Consider the following 15,779-nt stretch of genomic DNA (forward strand, 5'->3'; position numbering starts at 1 on the left):
ATTGCTGCGACCGCAGAGATAGTGCAACACTCCTTGCATGGTCTCGATACCGGCGCACACGCAACAGCACGAGGGACACGCGACGCACGACGTCACCAACCAGCCCCCTCCCCTGGCCCCGTACGACGCCTCCGACGACGCGGCCTTGCTGGAAGGCCTGCACCGTGAAGGTGCCGGATGGGCCGAGAAGGACATCCGGCGGCTCGGCCGGCTGGCCGGCGGCGAGGAGGCCCAGGAGTGGGCCGAACAGGCCAACCGCCATGAGCCGGAGCTGCGTACGCACGACCGGTACGGGCATCGCCTCGACGAGGTCGAGTTCCATCCGAGCTGGCACCACCTGATGCGGGTCGCGGTCGGCGAGGGACTGGCAGGCGCGCCCTGGGCGGAGGACCGGCCCGGTGCTCATGTCGCCCGTACCGGCGGCGGGTTGGTGTGGGGGCACACCGACGCAGGTCACGGCTGTCCCACCTCGATGACGTACGCGGCGATCCCGGCGCTGCGCAAGGAGCCGGAGCTGGCGAAGGTCTACGAACCCCTGCTGACCGGCCGCGAGTACGACCCCGTCCTGCGGGTGCCGACCGAGAAGCGCGGGCTGCTCGCGGGCATGGGGATGACCGAGAAGCAGGGCGGCTCCGACGTCCGGACGAACACCACGGCGGCCACGCCGACCGCCGAGCCGGGTGTGTACACGCTGCGCGGGCACAAGTGGTTCACGTCGGCCCCGATGTGCGACGTCTTCCTGGTCCTGGCCCAGGCTCCGGGCGGCCTGTCGTGCTTCTTCGTGCCGCGCGTCCTGCCCGACGGGACGCGCAACACGTTCCGCATCCAGCGGCTCAAGGACAAGCTGGGCAACCGGTCAAACGCCTCCTCCGAGCCCGAGTTCGACGGGACGGTCGCCTGGCTGGTCGGGCCGGAGGGACAGGGCGTCAAAACGATCATCGAGATGGTCAACTGCACGCGTCTGGACTGCGTGATGATGTCGGCGACGCTGATGCGCAAGACGCTGGTCGAGGCGGGCCATCATGTGCGGTACCGCAGCGCGTTCGGAGCGAGGTTGCTCGACCAGCCCCTGATGCGCAACGTTCTGGCCGATCTCGCCCTGGAGTCGGAGGCCGCCACGACCCTGACCCTGCGGCTGGCCGGCGCGGCCGACCGGGCGCTGCGCGGGGACGCGCACGAGCAGGCGTTCCGCCGGATCGCCACGGCCGTCGGCAAGTACTGGGTGACCAAGCGCGGACCAGCCTTCACCGCGGAGGCGCTGGAGTGCCTCGGCGGCAACGGCTACGTGGAGGAGTCGGGCATGCCCCGCCACTACCGCGAGGCCCCCCTGCTCTCCATCTGGGAGGGCTCTGGGAACGTCAACGCCCTTGATGTGCTAAGGGCGTTGGTCCGCGACTCCGGTACCGCCGACGCCCTGTTCGCCGAACTCGCCCTGGCGCAGGGCGCCGACGCCCGGCTGGACGCCGCGGTGGCCCGTCTCAGGCGGGAGTTGGGCGACGGCACGCAGGCGGGCGCCCGCCGGCTGGTGGAGCTGATCGCCCTCGCTCTGCAGGCCTCGCTGCTGGTCCGGCACGCCCCGGCCGCGGTCGCCGACGCCTTCTGCGCGACCCGGCTCGGCGGCGACTGGGGCCACGCGTTCGGCACGCTGCCCGGCTCGGCAGACCTCGACGCGATCCTGGAGCGCGCGCTGCCGGGCGACTGAGAGGGAGCTCTCGGTCGGATTCCGGTTCGTTGTCGGTGGCGTGGTGCAGACTCGCGATCAGTTGGTACTTCGCCTGGGGAGGACAACGTGTTCACGGGGATCGACGACGTCGACTGGGCTTCGATGCGACATGCGTACGGCACCGCGGAGGACGTGCCCGGATTACTCAGGGGGCTTGCCTCCGCGGACCCCGCCGAGCGGGAGGTGGCGCTGGACGGGATGTACGGCGCCGTGCACCACCAGGGAGACGTGTACGACTCGACGCTCGCCTGCGTTCCGTTTCTGTTCGCGCTCGTCGCCGAGGAGGAGGTGCCGGACCGGGGCGGCATCGTGGAGCTGCTGGTCAGCATCGGCGGCGAGGACGTCGATCACCACGACACGGCCGACGAGGCGGACGACATCTGCGCGAGCGCCCACGCCGCGGTGCGGGCGGGTGCCGAGGTCTTCGCCGTACTGGCCGGGGACCGGGACGCCGGGGTAAGACGGGCGGCAGGCGTGGCGCTCGTGCGGTTCCTCGACGAACCGGTGCGCGTGCTGGGCCTGTTGCGGGAGCGGATCACCGTGGAGCGGGACGACCGGGTCCTGCTCACCCTGATCGAGAGCCTCGGACTCTTCGCGGGACGCCACCCCGGGCAGGCCGCCGAGGCCGTCGACCTCCTCACCTCCTACAGCGCGCCGCCGCACGGTCCCGGACTGCGGCTCGCCGCGCTGGGCCAGTTGGCGGGCCGCGCTCCCGACCGGGTCTCCGCCGACCTGGTGCCCACTGTCGTGCGGCTGTTGCGGGACCGGTCCGAGGAGCGGCCCCGGGTGCCGGACGAGCCCGACCGGCCCGACACGGACACGCTCGTCGGCCGGCTGCGGCGGCTGCGCCCCTCGGACGAGGAGGGCTCGCAGTTGCTGCGGACGCTGCACACCGCGCTGGGCGGCCGGGTGGGCGACCGGATCGCTCTGCTCAACGGGCAGTTGAGCAGCCCCGACCCGACCGACCGGTGCAATGCCGTGTGGATGTCCGCGGGGCTGCTGCGGGAGTGGCGCGCCGACTACTCGGCGACGGTCGCGCTGATCGGCGCACAACTGGGCGCGGAGGAGGACCGGTTGGTGGACGCCTCGGTGTCCGTCCTCGGGGAGCTCTTCCAGCTGGCCCTGCCGGCCGCCGACCGGCTCGCCGCGCTGGTGACCGACCGACCCGACCTGTGGGTTCGCCGGTGGGAGCGCGGGGCGCCGACTCTGGGCGGCCCGCTCAAGGCCCTTGCCCGGAGCGGGGATCCGCGGGCGGTGCCGGTGCTGGAAGAGGTCCTGGCGGGGCCGGTCGTGCCCGACGACCTGGGACGCGTCATCCCCCACCTCGGCCGGGCCGCGGGGCCGCTGGCGCCCGCGTTGCGGCGCAGGCTCGGGCTCGTCCCCGTCGGCTCGGCCGAGACGTACGACCGTGCCATGCCGCTGCTGGTGGCGCTGACCGCTCTGAAGGACGGGGAGGCTCTGCCGGAGGTGCTGCGGCTGTTGCACGGCATGCCGGACGGGCTGCGGCTGCGGGAATCGGTCGTGGACGGGGCGGCCCGGGCCCTCGGCGCGTTCGGCCCCGCCGCTCGTGCGGCGATACCGGTGCTGCGGGAGCTGCTGGACACCTCGTGCGCGGCCGTGGCCGCGGAAGCCCTGTGGTCGGTGGAAGGCGACGCGTCGGCCGTGCTGCCCGTCCTTGGCCGGGAGCTGACCGGTGAGCGCCCCCAAGGCAGCCGGACGGCCGCCGAGGCGCTGGCGCGGCTGGGACCGGCGGCCCGTCCCGCGGTACCCGCGCTGCGCCGCCTGACCGAGTCCGACCAGCTGTGGGAGCGGGTGCCCGCCGCCTGCGCCCTGTGGCGGGTCGCCGCAGAGACGGACGTGGCCGTTCCTGTGCTGCGGGCGGCCTGGTCGGACAACGCGTACACGCGCCGCCCCATCGCCGCGTTCCTTGCCGCCCTGGGATCGGCCGGCGCGCCTCTGCACGACCTGGTACGGGCGGAGCTGGCCGCTCCCCGCCGTCATGGGAGGAGGGCGGGCGGGCACGGGAGCCACGACATCTTCGAGGACGAGCAGTTGTTGAGCGCGTGCCGGGAGGTGGTGGCGGACAGGTAGGCGAACTTGTTCGTGGCGGGGCGGCACGAACGTGTTCGTGGCGGGGGCGGCTGTGGATCCAGGGTCACGCGTGTGCAGCCGCACCACGGCCGGAGACGCCTGACACACCTCCCCCGTCAGTCGGCCCGTCGTGCACCCCACTGCGGCCCGAACCGTGCCCACTCCGCGTCCCACCGGTCCAGTCGCCGGCGCTCCAGCCGGCCGCACAGGCCCCGGCCGGCGACGAAGGGCACGAGCGCGGTGCCGACTCCCGCCAGGGCGCCGACCAGCGCGGCGCGCAACCGGGCCTGGGCGACGGTGGCGGGCTTGGTCACCAGATGGCCCCCCGGGTCCGTCCACACGGTGACCGGGGAACCGACGGTGCTGCCGGGCCGTACCCGCGCCTGGCCGGAGTGCGGGGAGCCGTCCGTCGCCGTCCAGCGCACCTTCGCCCAGACGCGTTCGACGCCGGTGCCCATGGTCGAGGTGCCGGGTGCCTGTTCGGTGAGCAGGGCCACGACGGGACGCCACTCGACGCGCTCCCGGGCCAGCCCCTGCTCGACGGACCGGGTCGCCGTCAGACCGGCCACCACCCCGACGAGCACGGTGAACACCCAGACACCCAGCAGGACCCAGGCCTCCACCGCGTCGGCCCGGCGCTTGAGCGGATTGCGCCGCCAGCGCCACAGCCACACCTTCGGACCACGTAACGCCAACCGGCCACGGAACGCCATCGAAGGCATCCTCCTCATGAGCGCAAGAACATGCAGAACCGCCTTCCCATACGGGAGACGTCTCCTCGATGCTCACGTCGAATCCCCGACCCGACGGTCCCACGGGCCCCGCCGCTCGCGCAGGCGCCTTCACGAACGGGTGACCGCACGCCCGCGCTCCAGGTCGGCATCACCGCTTTGACCTGCGATGACTCCCAGTCCAGAGGTGACTGTCAGTGGCTGGGTGCAGACTGGCCGGTGGCTGGGACAAAGAAGTCGAAGCACAGCGGAGGTGATCGGCATGACCGAGGTACTGCTGGCGGTGGGCACGCGCAAAGGCCTGTTCATCGGGCGCCGGCGAGGCGGCACCTGGGAGTTCGACGAGAGTCCCTACTTCAACGCCCAGGCCGTGTACTCGGTCGCCGTGGACACCAGGGCGAGCACCCCGCGACTGGTCGCCGGCGGCGACAGTGCGCACTGGGGGCCGTCGGTGTTCCACTCCGACGACCTGGGACGGACCTGGGCCGAACCGGCCCGGCCGGCCGTCAAGTTCCCCAAGGACACGGGGGCTTCGCTGGAGCGGGTGTGGCAACTGCACCCGGCGGCGGCCGAGCCCGACGTGGTGTACGCGGGCACGGAACCGGCCGCGCTGTACCGCTCCGAGGACCGCGGCGAGACCTTCGAGCTGGTGCGTCCCCTGTGGGAGCACCCCACGCGTTCGAAGTGGGTGCCGGGCGGCGGCGGTGAGGGTCTGCACACCGTGCTCACCGACAAGCGCGACCCGCGCGCCGTGACCGTCGCCGTCTCAACGGCCGGGGTCTTCCGCACCCTCGACGGCGGCGCGAGCTGGGCGCCGTCCAACTCCGGGGTCTCCGCGGTGTTCCTGCCGGATCCCAACCCCGAGTTCGGGCAGTGCGTGCACAAGGTCGCCCAGGACGCGGCGACTTCGGACCGGCTGTATCTCCAGAACCACTGGGGGGTGTACCGCAGCGACGACGCGGGCGCGCACTGGACGGACATCGGCGAGGGCCTGCCGTCGACGTTCGGTTTCGCGGCGGCCGCCCACCCGCATCGCGGTGACACGGCGTATGTGTTCCCGATCAACGCGGACGCGGACCGGGTGCCCGCCGACCGGCGCTGTCGCGTCTTCCGTACAGCGGACGCGGGCAAGACCTGGGAGCCGCTGTCCGCGGGATTGCCGCGGGAGGACCACTACGGCACGGTGCTGCGCGACGCACTGTGCACGGACGACGCGGACCCGGCCGGGGTCTACTTCGGCAATCGCAACGGCGAGGTGTTCGCGTCGGCCGACGACGGCGACAGCTGGCAGCAACTGGCGTCCCATCTCCCGGATGTGCTGTGCGTACGCGCCGCGGTCGTCGGCTGAGGCTCCAGGGAACTCCGAGGTGGTCCCCTCTTCACGTGAAGCAGGCAAGCACCGAGGCGGTGAAGGCGAGAGAGGCGAGGGCCAGGAAGAGCGGCGCGTAGCCACCCATCGGGCCGGCGAGCAGGGCACTGGTGAAAGGGGCAAGGGCCGCGGCAGTGGTGACGGGGGCGCCGAGAATGCCGGACGTCCGGCCGTAGTCCGCGGCTCCCCATCGGTCGGTCACGGCTGTGGCCTGGAGGAGGGTGAGGTTGCCGCGAACCATGCCGGCAGCCATGGAGAGTGCGACGAGGAGTGCGTACGGCCCCGGGGTCAGAGCCAGGGCGACGGTGGCGGCACCGCCGAGCGCTGTCAGTGCTGTGGTCCGCCGGGTCGGGTTCGTGTGGGCGGCAAAGCGTGCGTAGAGAGTGCGTCCGAGGGTTTGTCCTGCTCCGCCCAGGCCGAGAGCCCATGCCGCTTGTGAGGTGGTGTAGCCGCGTTCGAGCAGGAGCGGCACGAGTGCGATCACCGCGGCGTACGCGGCGAGCGCGGACAGCGTGAGAACGCCGGCCAGGATCCAGAACCTTCGCGTGCGTTCAGCGGGTACCTCGCTCATCGATGAAGGCCGGATCTCGGGTCGGTGTGCCCGCGGCCACGGAGCGTTGAGAGCGATCGCGTGGGCAGGGACGGTGATGGCTGCCAGGAGAACGGCCAGGGCGGCGTAAGTGGCTCGCCACGACAGCTGATCGGAGAGAGCAGCCGTGATGGGCGCCAACACGGTGGAGGCGAGACCGCCGGCCAGAGTGACGCAGGTGAGGGCACGTACGTGGTGGGGGGCCCACCAGCGGGTGAGGGCGATGAAAGCGGGCTGGTACAGGATGGCGGCCATCGCGGTCCCGGCGAGAAGCCAGCCGACGGTGAAACAAAGCAGGTTCGGGGCGGCGGCGATGACGAGCAGGGCGAGTGTGGCCAGAACCGAGCCCGCAGTCATCACAAGACGCGGTCCGCGACGATCGATGACGCGCCCGACCAGGATGCCGGTGAGCGCGGACGCGATCAGGGCGAGGGAAAAAGCGGCTGTGGTGGCGCCTGGGGGCCAGCCCGTGTCGCGGGTGATCTGCGGATTCAGGACGGGGAAGGCGTAGTAGACGATTCCCCAGCTGGTTGTCTCGGTCACGCAGAGAGCTGGCAGAGCCCGGCGCGGACGGTGACCTGAGTCGGTGTCCGGCCGGGCTGCGACGGGCTGCACAGTGTCAATCGCCGGTGCTGAAACCGGCGGGGGCTCCGATGCCGATCTGCAGGGTCTGGGGCGTTCCGCAGCAGCTCGCGTCGGAGTTCTCGGCGGGCTCGTCGTACAGGCCGGATCCGCCGCAGACGCCGGTTTCGGGGAGTGTCAGCTCGACGCGCTCGGCGGCCTCGTGGTCGCCTGCGAGGGCGGCTGCGATGGAGCGGACCTGCTCGTAGCCGGTCATGGCGAGGAACGTGGGTGCGCGGCCGTAGGACTTCATGCCGACGAGGTAGAAGTCCTGCTCGGGGTGGGACAGCTCCTTGGCACCGTGGGGGTAGACCGTGCCGCAGGAGTGGACGTTGGGGTCGATGAGGGGGGCGAGTTCGGTGGGTGCCTGGAGGCGTTCGTCGAGGCGGAGGCGGACCTCGCTGAGGTAGGAGAGGTCCGGACGGAGGCCGGTCAGGACGATGACTTCGTCGACGGCGTCGGAGCGGATGCCGTCCTCGGAGACGAGGGTGAGGGTGCCATCGGCGTTGGCGGAGATTTCGGCCAGTCGAAACCCTGTGAGGGCGTCTGCGTGCCCAGCCTCGACGGCCGCCTTGGCAGCGAGGCCGAGGGCTCCGCGGGCGGGGAGCTGGTCCGCCTCTCCCCCGCCGTAGGTGGAGGCGTTGATGCCTCGGCGCAGGATCCAGAGGGCGTGGGTGCCGGGTGCCGTCCTGGCGAGTTCGGCAAGGGAAGCGAGGGTGGTGAAGGCGGAGGCGCCGCTGCCGATGACTGCGGTGCGCTTGCCGGCGTAGCGGTTGCGGTCCGAGTCATGAGCGAGGTTCGGCACCCGGTAGGCGACTCGGGCGGCGAGGGAGCGCTCCCCGAGGGCGGGCAGGCCGTTGGCGCCGGCCGGGTTGGGGGTGGACCAGGTGCCGGAGGCGTCGATGACGGCGCGGGCCAGGATGCGGGTCTCGGTGCCGTCACGGTGGGTGGCGTGGAGGGTGAAGGGCTGTTGGTCGCGGTCGGCGTCGACGATGCGGTCGCGTCCCTGGCGGGCGACGCCGGTGACGGTGGTGCCGTAGCGGATGCGGGTGCCGAGGGTCTCGGCGAGAGGCTGTAGGTAGTGATCGGCCCAGTCCTCGCCTGTGGGGTAGGTGGTGCCGTCGGGTCGGATCCAGGAGGTGCTCGCCAGGAGTTTTTCCGCGGCGGGGTCGATGATCTCGTCCCAGGTGGAGAAGAGCCGGACGTGGCCCCAGTCGCGGACGGAGGTGGCGGCCGTGGGGCCGCTCTCGACGACGACGGGTTCGAGGCCGTGCTCGACGAGGTGCGCCGCGGCTGCGAGGCCGACCGGGCCTGCTCCGATGATGACGACGGGAAGTTCGCCGTGTGCTGTGTCTAATTCGCGGAACGCAGACACGCCCCTCCAGGCGGCACCCCCCCTGCTGCGCACCCCTCACCTCCGCGGCACTGTCGGAGGTCGACGCCGAGCAGATGGCCTCGATGTTCAAGGCGCTCGCCGATCCCGTGCGGCTGCGCCTGTTCTCGCGGGTGGCTTCACACCCGGAAGGCGAAGCGTGCGTGTGCGACATCTCCGACGTAGGGGTGTCGCAGCCGACCGTCTCCCATCACCTCAAGAAGCTGCGGGAAGCGGGGCTACTGACGTCCGAGCGCCGCGGAACCTGGATCTACTACCGGATCGCACCGCAGCCGGTGGCGGCCATGTCGGCACTACTGGCACTACAGGAGCGGAGCGCCACCACATCTCCCTGACGGTCATTGCCCACTGTATCGACACATGCGAAAATAGAGGCATGTCGAACCTGAGTACGGTTCCGTCCGAGGTGACCGCTGACAGCGCGGCCGTGCCCTGCTGCTCTCCGATCATCGCCGCCGAGCTGTCGGCCTCGGACGCGGAGAAGCTGGCGGCCCTGTTCAAGGCCCTTTCCGATCCGGTTCGGCTGCGGCTGCTGTCCCGGGTGGCCTCGCACCCCGCCGGCGAGGCATGCGTCTGCGACATCGCGGACGTCGGCGTCGCGAGACCGGGCTGCTGACCTCGCAGCGCCGTCGTACCTGGGTCTACTACCGCATCGACCCCAAGGTCCTCGCAGCGCTCGCCGCTGTGCTGAGTTCGTGCACCACGGTCCCGTGCCGGCGCCCGGGATGGGGTTCGCCTCGTCGCTGAGCACACCATGGTCCTGCCGACGCAAACACATGGCGCTCGACGCCGCGTTGCCCTCGGTTCCACGATTGCGCTGAGCACATTCTTTGCCTCGTTATGCCCCCAGAGAGTCCCCTTGCCTCACCGGACAGGGTGACCCGGCGCGAGAAGGTCAGGATCGGCCGAGGCGGGCGCGATGGGTGGCGTCGATTTCGGCGACGAGGTCTTCCACCCGGACCTTGATGGCGTCGCGGACGCCTCGGACGATGTCCAGGTCGGCGCCCGCGGGATCGGGGAGATCCCAGTCGCGGTAGGTCTTGCCCGGGAAGACGGGGCAGGTGTCGCCGCAACCCATGGTGATGACGTAGTCGCTGGCCTGCACGGTATCGACGTCCAGGCGCGCGGGAGTCCGGCCGGTCAGGTCGATGCCGGCTTCGCGCATGGCCTGCACGGCTTGAGGGTTGACGTCTTTGGCGGGCAGAGTCCCTGCGGAGCGGACCTCGACCCGGTCGCCCGCGAGGTGGTTCAGGAATCCGGCGGCCATCTGAGAACGGCCGGCGTTGTGGACACAGACGAAGAGGACAGAGGCACGGGGGTGAACCATGATCGTTCCTTGCGGTGCGGGTGGCGCATGACTCGGCGAGCGGTTCGCGCCGAGACGGCAGTGCTGCGGGGGCGAGTCCGGCGTTCAATGGCCACAGCGCCCCACAATATGAGATTATCAGCGCATGCTGACATCAGTCGACACTGACCTCTTGCGCGTGCTCAGCGACCCGCTGCGACTGAAGATCGTGACACTGCTGGCACGCGAGTCACTGTGCACGACCCACCTCGTCACGGAGACCGGTGCCCGGCAGACCAATCTCTCCAATCACATGAAGGTGTTGCGCGAGGCGGGCGTCGTGGAGACCGAGCCGTGCGGGCGCTGGATGTACTACCGGCTCAAGCCTGAGGTGCTGTCCGCACTGTCGAATCAGTTCGCCCAACTCGCCGCCGAAGCACGGCAGACGGCCGACGAGGGCCGCAAGCGCCCATGCTGACGCGCCTACCGCGCCCTTGACGACCTCCGTCATTCGACGGGTCGCTCGGCCTCGGCTCGACCGGACATGAAGATGAGCGCCACCAACCCCAGCCCCACCACGACACCGACCAGCTGCATGCCGATGAACCCGGCGAGCGAGCCGGGCGCAATGCCTGCGAAGGAGTCGGTGAAGGCACGACCGATCGTCACCGCCGGATTGGCGAAGGACGTCGACGAGGTGAACCAGTAGGCGGCACCGATGTAAGAGGCGACCGCGACCGGCGCGAAGCGCAGGCGGTCGGTGCGGGCCAGACCGAAGATCAGCAAGATCAGACCGGCCGTGGCGACGACCTCGCCCAGCAGCAGGTGACCGGCGGACCGCTCATGGGTCGACCACTTCACCAACGGGTCACCGAACATCGCGTTCGCCAGCACGGCGCCCGCGATCGCCCCTGCGATCTGCGCGGGGACGTACACCGCCACTTCCCGCGCGGTGACTCCGGCGCCACCCCGCCGCGCCGTCCACCACTCGGCCAGCGTCACCGCCGGGTTGAAGTGGGCGCCGGAGACCGGTCCCAGCAGGACGATCAGGACGCCGAGGCCGAAGACCGTGGCCAGCGAGTTGGCCAGCAGTTGCACACCGACGTCCCGCGTCAGCTCGGTGGCCTGGATGCCTGAACCGACCACGATCGCCACCAGCGCAGCCGTCCCGACCAGCTCAGCGGCCACCTTGGCGGTCAGCGGCGTACGGGGTGGGTTGGAACCCGGTGCGGGCTGGGGCGCGTCGGTGGATATGACGGGCTCCGCGGCGGACTCATGGATGGCGGCCAACGAACACTCCTTGGAGAGCCGGAACCCGGGTTAGATCAGCGTCGACTGACGTCATTATGGGCTGATACTCTCACATCAGCTGAGACTGACACCACCCTGCGCTGATCCATGGGACCTGCGCCCAACGCTCGTTGGGCCCATGACCCGTTGAAGGGGCGCCACGACTGCGCCCCCACCCCCGTTCTGCCTGATGAAGGAACAACCGATGTCCTCGACTCCGCTCGCCTCCGTGCTGTTCGTCTGTGTCCACAACGCCGGGCGTTCGCAGATGGCCGCCGGATTCCTGAACCACCTCGCGGGCGACCGGGTCGAGGTCCGCTCCGCAGGCTCGATCCCGGGCGACCAGGTCGACCCGGCCGTGGTCGAGGCAATGAAGGAGGTCGACGTCGACATCTCCGACCAGAAGCCGAAGATCCTCACAACCGAGGCCGTTCAGGCATCCGACTACGTCATCACCATGGGCTGCGGCGACGCCTGCCCCGTCTTCCCGGGTAAGAAGTACCTCGACTGGCCCCTCGACGACCCGGCCGGCAAGGGCATCGAGTCAGTCCGCCCCATCCGCGACGAGATCAAGACGCGCATCGAAACCCTGATTGCCGAGATCGGCGCGAAGCAGGAGGGGTGAACACGGCGCCCCAATCCTCATGGATTCCGTGACGCCCCCCTACGGCAGGCGCCACTCCACCGGCTGTCCTCCCTGCCCGACCAGCAGGTCGTTGGCCCGGCTGAACGGGCGCGAGCCGAAGAATCCACGGTCCGCGGACATCGGCGAGGGGTGAGCGGACTCGATCGCCGGGAGATTTCCGAGCAACGGCCGCAGATTGCGGGCGTCACGCCCCCACAGAATGGACACCAAGGGCTTTCCGCGCGCGGCCAGCGCCCGGATGGCCTGCTCGGTGACCTCCTCCCACCCCTTGCCCCGGTGCGCGGCAGGACTGCGAGGTGCCGTCGTCAGCGCCCTGTTCAGCAACAGCACGCCTTGTTGCGTCCACGGCGTCAGATCGCCGTTGGACGGCCTGGGCAGCCCCAAGTCCGTATTCAGTTCACGGAAGATATTCTCCAGGCTGCCCGGCAACGAACGCACCTCTGGCGCCACCGCGAAGCTCAACCCGATGGCCATCCCCGGCGTGGGATAGGGATCCTGACCGACGATCAGGACACGGACGTCATCGAACGGCTGCTGAAAGGCCCGCAGGACATTGGCTCCGGACGGAAGATAGGTCCGGCCGGCCGCTATCTCGGCCCGGAGGAAGTCCCCCATCGCAGCGATGCGTTCGGCCGCAGGTTCAAGAGCCTTCGCCCAGCCTGCTTCTACAAGTTCATGCAAGGGTCGTGGTGCCACAGCGCGTCACCCTACTGGCACACACCGGGGGACCGCACAAACAGAGAGGCCCTCGCACACAGACGGCGCCCTCGGCACTATTCTTCCTCCGCATCGAGGTCGCCGAGAAGAAAGGGGAGCCCGTTGAGCGCTCCCTCCGACGGGTCGGGGATCCTCGCCGTCGACTCGGGCGGCTCCGGCCTGCGGGTCGTCGTCGGCGCCGCGGACCGTGGACCGCTGGCCCAGCGGGAGTCCGCGGAGCCGGTCCGTACCGGTGCGCGGGGGATCGACCCGGGGCACTTCATGGAACAACTGGTGCCCCTGGTCCGCGTGTTGGCCGCCGAGACGGGCGTGACGCGGCCGGCCACGGCGGTCATCGGCGCCACCGGGCTCGCCACCCTGGGCGACGCGCTGCGCGCCGAACTGCCGGACGCCCTGGCCCGCGCATTCGGCGTGCGCACGGTCGCGCTCGTCGCGGACGCCGTCACCGCCTACACCGGCGCCCTTGGCCCGCACCCCGGTGCCGTGATCGCGGCCGGTACGGGGATGATCGCGATCGGCACGGATCTGACGCGGTGGCGTCGCGCGGACGGCTGGGGCCATCTGCTGGGCGACTGCGGCGGCGGGGCCTGGATCGGCCGGGCAGGACTGGAAGCGGCCCTGCGCGCCTACGACGGCCGGCCGGGCGGCTCGGCACCGCTGCTGGCCCGCGCCGAGGAGCGGTTCGGGCCGATGCCGGGGCTGCCCGGCGCCCTCTACCCGCGCCCCGACCGCCCCGCCGTGCTCGCCTCCTTCGCGCCCCAGGTCGCCGCCTGCGCGGACAGCGACCCGGTGGCCGAGGACATCCTGCGTACGGCGGCCCGGCACATGGCCGAGTCCGCGGCCGCCGTCTGCCCCGGCACGGGAGAGCCCCGGATCGCCCTCACCGGCGGCCTGTTCAGGATGGGCGCCCCTCTCCTCGTACCGCTGGAGGAGGAGCTGGCGAAGCGACTCCCCCATGCGCGACAGGTGCCGGCCGACGGTGATCCGCTGGAGGGCTCGGTACGCATAGCGATCGCGCTGGCGGGCGGGGCGCTCACCCTGCCGGGTGACGAGAAGATGCTGCACGTGGTGACCACAAGAGTGGTCACCACAAGAGGGGACTGATCCCTCTCCCTCGGTCCGCCGGATGTCCGGAATGCGAGGTGATCACTTCTGATCCCCGCGTAACTCATCAGACAAAAGCGGACGGATACCGCTCACCTGCACCCTCCCCGAACAGGGGAGCCCAGGAAGCCAGTAACATGCGTCGCCATGAGCTCCCCCACTGGGCCCGCGTCCGGCCTGCCAGTACGAATGCCGCGACCTCGCCAGCCCGGGCGGCACCGCCGACCCGAGCCGCTGGCGGCTCCCGAGGGCGCGCCCGCGCTCGTCCTCGCGGTGCCGGGCACGCCCAGCGCCGCCACGCGCAGCCTCGCCGAAGAGGTCGTGAGCATCGCCCGCTCCGAGCTCCCCGGTCTGGACGCGCGCATCGGTTACCTCGACGGGGACGACGCCGAGTTCCCCACGCTCACGTCCGTGCTCGCGCACGCCGCCGAGGAGCGCACCGCCCGCTACGAGCAGGCCAAGGCCGCCGGAGCGGACGTCAAGCAGCCCGACGGCCCTGTCGCCGTCGTCGTACCGCTGCTGGCCGGCCCGGACAACGCGCTGCTGCGCCAGGTCCGCCAGGCGGTCATGGACAGCCGGGTCGCCGCCGAACTCACCGATGTCCTCGGCCCGCACCCGCTGCTCGCCGAAGGGCTGCACGTGCGGCTGTCCGAGGCGGGTCTGGCCCGTGCCGACCGTGCCCGGCTGTTCACCGTGGCCACGGCCGCGGACGGCATCATCCTGGCCTCGGTGGGCGGCGAGGAGGCCGTGCAGGCGGCCGGGATCACCGGCATGCTGCTCGCCGCGCGCCTCGCCGTGCCGGTGATGGCGGCGGCTCTTGACCAGGACGGCTCGATCTCGGCCATCGCCGAGCAGCTGCGCGCCTCGGGCTCGCAGCAGCTGGCGCTCGCGCCCTATCTGATCGGCCCCGAGATCGACCCGGAGCTGCTCGACGCGGCCGCCAAGGAGGCGGGCTGCTCCGCCGCCGAGGCGCTGGGCCCGTACCCGGCGATCGGCAAGCTGGCGCTGTCCAAGTACACGACGTCCCTGGGCATCGCCCCGCCGCAGCCGCAGGGCGCGCCGGCCCGCTGACGCACACCACACCGCCGTACGGCTTCCTCCGTACGGCGAAGGGCCCGCTCCTCTCGTAGGAGCGGGCCCTTCGCCATTCCGAGCGGGTCGGCCGGGCTCAGCCCAGGACCACGCAGGACGCCGCCGGCACCTCGATCGAGCCGCCGCGCCGCGGCAGTCCGCTCTCCGGGTCGAGGGCGAACCAGGTCACGTCTCCGGAGCGCTCGTTGGCGACATACAGAAACCCATCTGCCGCGGCGATCGCGCGCGGCCAGTGGCCCCCGCAGGGCACCGTCCCCACCAGCCGTAGCCCCTCCCCCTCGACGGCGAGCACGGACAGGACGTCCTCGCCGCGGGTCGCGGTCCACACGAAGCGGCCGTCCGCGGAGGTGACGATGCCCGAGGGGTAGGCGTCGCCGTCCGCGGGGCCCGGCAGTACCCGTGTCTCCGTCAGGGGTCGTAGGGAGCCGCTCTCGGCGTCCCAGCGGCAGACGGTGACGGTGGGGGTGAGTTCGTTGAGCACGTAGGCGTACGAGCCGTCCGGGTGGAAGGCCAGGTGGCGCGGTCCGGAGCCGGGGCGCAGCGCGAACTCGCGGTGCAGCTCCAGGCTCCCGTCCTGCAGCGTGCACACGCGTACGGAGTCCGTGCCGAGGTCCACGCTGACCGCCCATCGGCCGCTCGGGTCGGGCTGCACCTGGTGGGCGTGCGGGCTCTGCTGACGCTTGGCGTGCGGGCCCGAGCCGGTGTGCCGGAGCACGCCGGACGCGGCGTCGGCGAGGGTGCCGTCGGCGCGGACGGGCACGGCGGTGACGCTGCCGGAGCCGTAGTTGGCGGTCAGGACGTGGCCGTCGAACACGCTCAGGTGCGTGGGCCCCGCGCCGTCGACCGGCACCGGTCGTGCGCTCAGCTCGGGCTTGTCGCCCGCGACGCGGTACGCGGCCACCGCGCCCTCGGCCGTCTCGCTGACCGCGTAGAGGGTGTCCCCGGCGTGCGACAGCGCGAGGTACGAGGGATCGGGGACGCCGTCCACGCTGCTCAGGGCGGTCAGCGCGCCGGTGCCCGGGTTCACGGCCGCGGTGACGACCCCGGGGCCGCCCGCCGCCGTGAACGACCCGATGAACGCCCGCCGTTGCAGCCTGCCACCGTCTGCCACCGTTGTCCCCTCTCGGT

General features: G+C 71.4%; 15 protein-coding genes and 1 pseudogene. 9 read left to right on the top strand and 7 right to left on the bottom strand.

From position 1 onward, the window contains the following. Positions 1-37: 37 nt before the first annotated feature. Positions 38-1,702, top strand: a complete 1,665-nt coding sequence (locus AC5DRG_RS06295) for an acyl-CoA dehydrogenase family protein (protein ID WP_491808708.1) — start codon at positions 38-40, stop codon at positions 1,700-1,702. An 87-nt stretch (positions 1,703-1,789) separates the two neighbouring features. Continuing rightward, positions 1,790-3,814 (top strand): HEAT repeat domain-containing protein, encoded by a 2,025-nt coding sequence (locus AC5DRG_RS06300; protein ID WP_491808709.1) that lies wholly within the window; start codon positions 1,790-1,792, stop codon positions 3,812-3,814. A gap of 116 nt (positions 3,815-3,930) precedes the next feature. Here AC5DRG_RS06300 and AC5DRG_RS06305 read toward each other — a convergent pair whose 3' ends face one another. Then, positions 3,931-4,509, bottom strand: coding sequence for an Rv1733c family protein (locus AC5DRG_RS06305; protein WP_491812978.1), 579 nt, complete (start codon positions 4,507-4,509; stop codon positions 3,931-3,933). A gap of 298 nt (positions 4,510-4,807) precedes the next feature. On the opposite strand from AC5DRG_RS06305, the gene AC5DRG_RS06310 reads away from it, so the two are divergent. After that, complete coding sequence (locus AC5DRG_RS06310) at positions 4,808-5,893, top strand: WD40/YVTN/BNR-like repeat-containing protein (protein WP_491808710.1); 1,086 nt, start codon at positions 4,808-4,810, stop codon at positions 5,891-5,893. 31 nt (positions 5,894-5,924) lie between these two features. Here AC5DRG_RS06310 and AC5DRG_RS06315 read toward each other — a convergent pair whose 3' ends face one another. After that, the gene (locus AC5DRG_RS06315; RefSeq protein WP_491812979.1) at positions 5,925-7,127 is read right to left on the bottom strand and encodes an MFS transporter; all 1,203 of its coding nucleotides are present in this window, start codon (positions 7,125-7,127) and stop codon (positions 5,925-5,927) included. Next, entirely contained in the window at positions 7,123-8,499 is a 1,377-nt protein-coding gene (locus tag AC5DRG_RS06320) for an FAD-dependent oxidoreductase (protein ID WP_491808712.1), read from the bottom strand. Before AC5DRG_RS06320 ends, AC5DRG_RS06315 begins: the two co-directional genes overlap by 5 nt. Here AC5DRG_RS06320 and AC5DRG_RS06325 point away from each other — a divergent pair. Both AC5DRG_RS06325 and AC5DRG_RS06330 read left to right on the top strand, forming a co-directional pair. After that, positions 8,481-8,852 carry an ArsR/SmtB family transcription factor gene (locus AC5DRG_RS06325; protein ID WP_491812981.1) on the top strand — a complete coding sequence of 124 codons (372 nt, stop codon included), beginning with the start codon at positions 8,481-8,483 and terminating at the stop codon, positions 8,850-8,852. The genes AC5DRG_RS06320 and AC5DRG_RS06325 overlap by 19 nt on opposite strands. 41 nt (positions 8,853-8,893) lie before the next feature. Further along, a pseudogene (locus AC5DRG_RS06330) lies at positions 8,894-9,264 on the top strand (ArsR/SmtB family transcription factor). 148 nt (positions 9,265-9,412) lie between these two features. Here the strand turns inward: AC5DRG_RS06330 and AC5DRG_RS06335 are convergent. Further along, positions 9,413-9,844: an arsenate reductase ArsC gene (locus tag AC5DRG_RS06335; RefSeq protein WP_491808713.1), complete on the bottom strand. Its 432-nt coding sequence runs from the start codon at positions 9,842-9,844 to the stop codon at positions 9,413-9,415. Between the two features lie 124 nt (positions 9,845-9,968). Here AC5DRG_RS06335 and AC5DRG_RS06340 point away from each other — a divergent pair, with 124 nt between their 5' ends. After that, on the top strand, positions 9,969-10,280 hold the full coding sequence (locus AC5DRG_RS06340) for an ArsR/SmtB family transcription factor (protein ID WP_491808715.1): 312 nt from the start codon (positions 9,969-9,971) through the stop codon (positions 10,278-10,280). 29 nt (positions 10,281-10,309) lie between these two features. On the opposite strand, the gene AC5DRG_RS06345 is transcribed toward AC5DRG_RS06340, so the two are convergent. After that, on the bottom strand, positions 10,310-11,092 hold the full coding sequence (locus AC5DRG_RS06345) for an aquaporin (protein ID WP_491808716.1): 783 nt from the start codon (positions 11,090-11,092) through the stop codon (positions 10,310-10,312). A gap of 205 nt (positions 11,093-11,297) precedes the next feature. On the opposite strand from AC5DRG_RS06345, the gene AC5DRG_RS06350 reads away from it, so the two are divergent. Then, the gene (locus AC5DRG_RS06350; RefSeq protein WP_491808718.1) at positions 11,298-11,717 is read left to right on the top strand and encodes an arsenate reductase ArsC; all 420 of its coding nucleotides are present in this window, start codon (positions 11,298-11,300) and stop codon (positions 11,715-11,717) included. Positions 11,718-11,756: 39 nt separating this feature from the next. On the opposite strand, the gene AC5DRG_RS06355 is transcribed toward AC5DRG_RS06350, so the two are convergent. Beyond that, positions 11,757-12,434 (bottom strand): uracil-DNA glycosylase, encoded by a 678-nt coding sequence (locus AC5DRG_RS06355; protein ID WP_491808719.1) that lies wholly within the window; start codon positions 12,432-12,434, stop codon positions 11,757-11,759. Between the two features lie 123 nt (positions 12,435-12,557). On the opposite strand from AC5DRG_RS06355, the gene AC5DRG_RS06360 reads away from it, so the two are divergent. Together AC5DRG_RS06360 and AC5DRG_RS06365 are read left to right on the top strand one after the other, a co-directional pair. Continuing rightward, positions 12,558-13,559 carry an N-acetylglucosamine kinase gene (locus AC5DRG_RS06360; RefSeq protein ID WP_491808721.1) on the top strand — a complete coding sequence of 334 codons (1,002 nt, stop codon included), beginning with the start codon at positions 12,558-12,560 and terminating at the stop codon, positions 13,557-13,559. A 147-nt stretch (positions 13,560-13,706) separates the two neighbouring features. Next, positions 13,707-14,630 (top strand): sirohydrochlorin chelatase, encoded by a 924-nt coding sequence (locus AC5DRG_RS06365; RefSeq protein WP_491808723.1) that lies wholly within the window; start codon positions 13,707-13,709, stop codon positions 14,628-14,630. A gap of 97 nt (positions 14,631-14,727) precedes the next feature. On the opposite strand, the gene AC5DRG_RS06370 is transcribed toward AC5DRG_RS06365, so the two are convergent. After that, positions 14,728-15,762 (bottom strand): lactonase family protein, encoded by a 1,035-nt coding sequence (locus AC5DRG_RS06370; protein WP_491808724.1) that lies wholly within the window; start codon positions 15,760-15,762, stop codon positions 14,728-14,730. Positions 15,763-15,779 lie beyond the last annotated feature (17 nt).

This window comes from Streptomyces sp. JLBG701, from assembly GCF_058544905.1.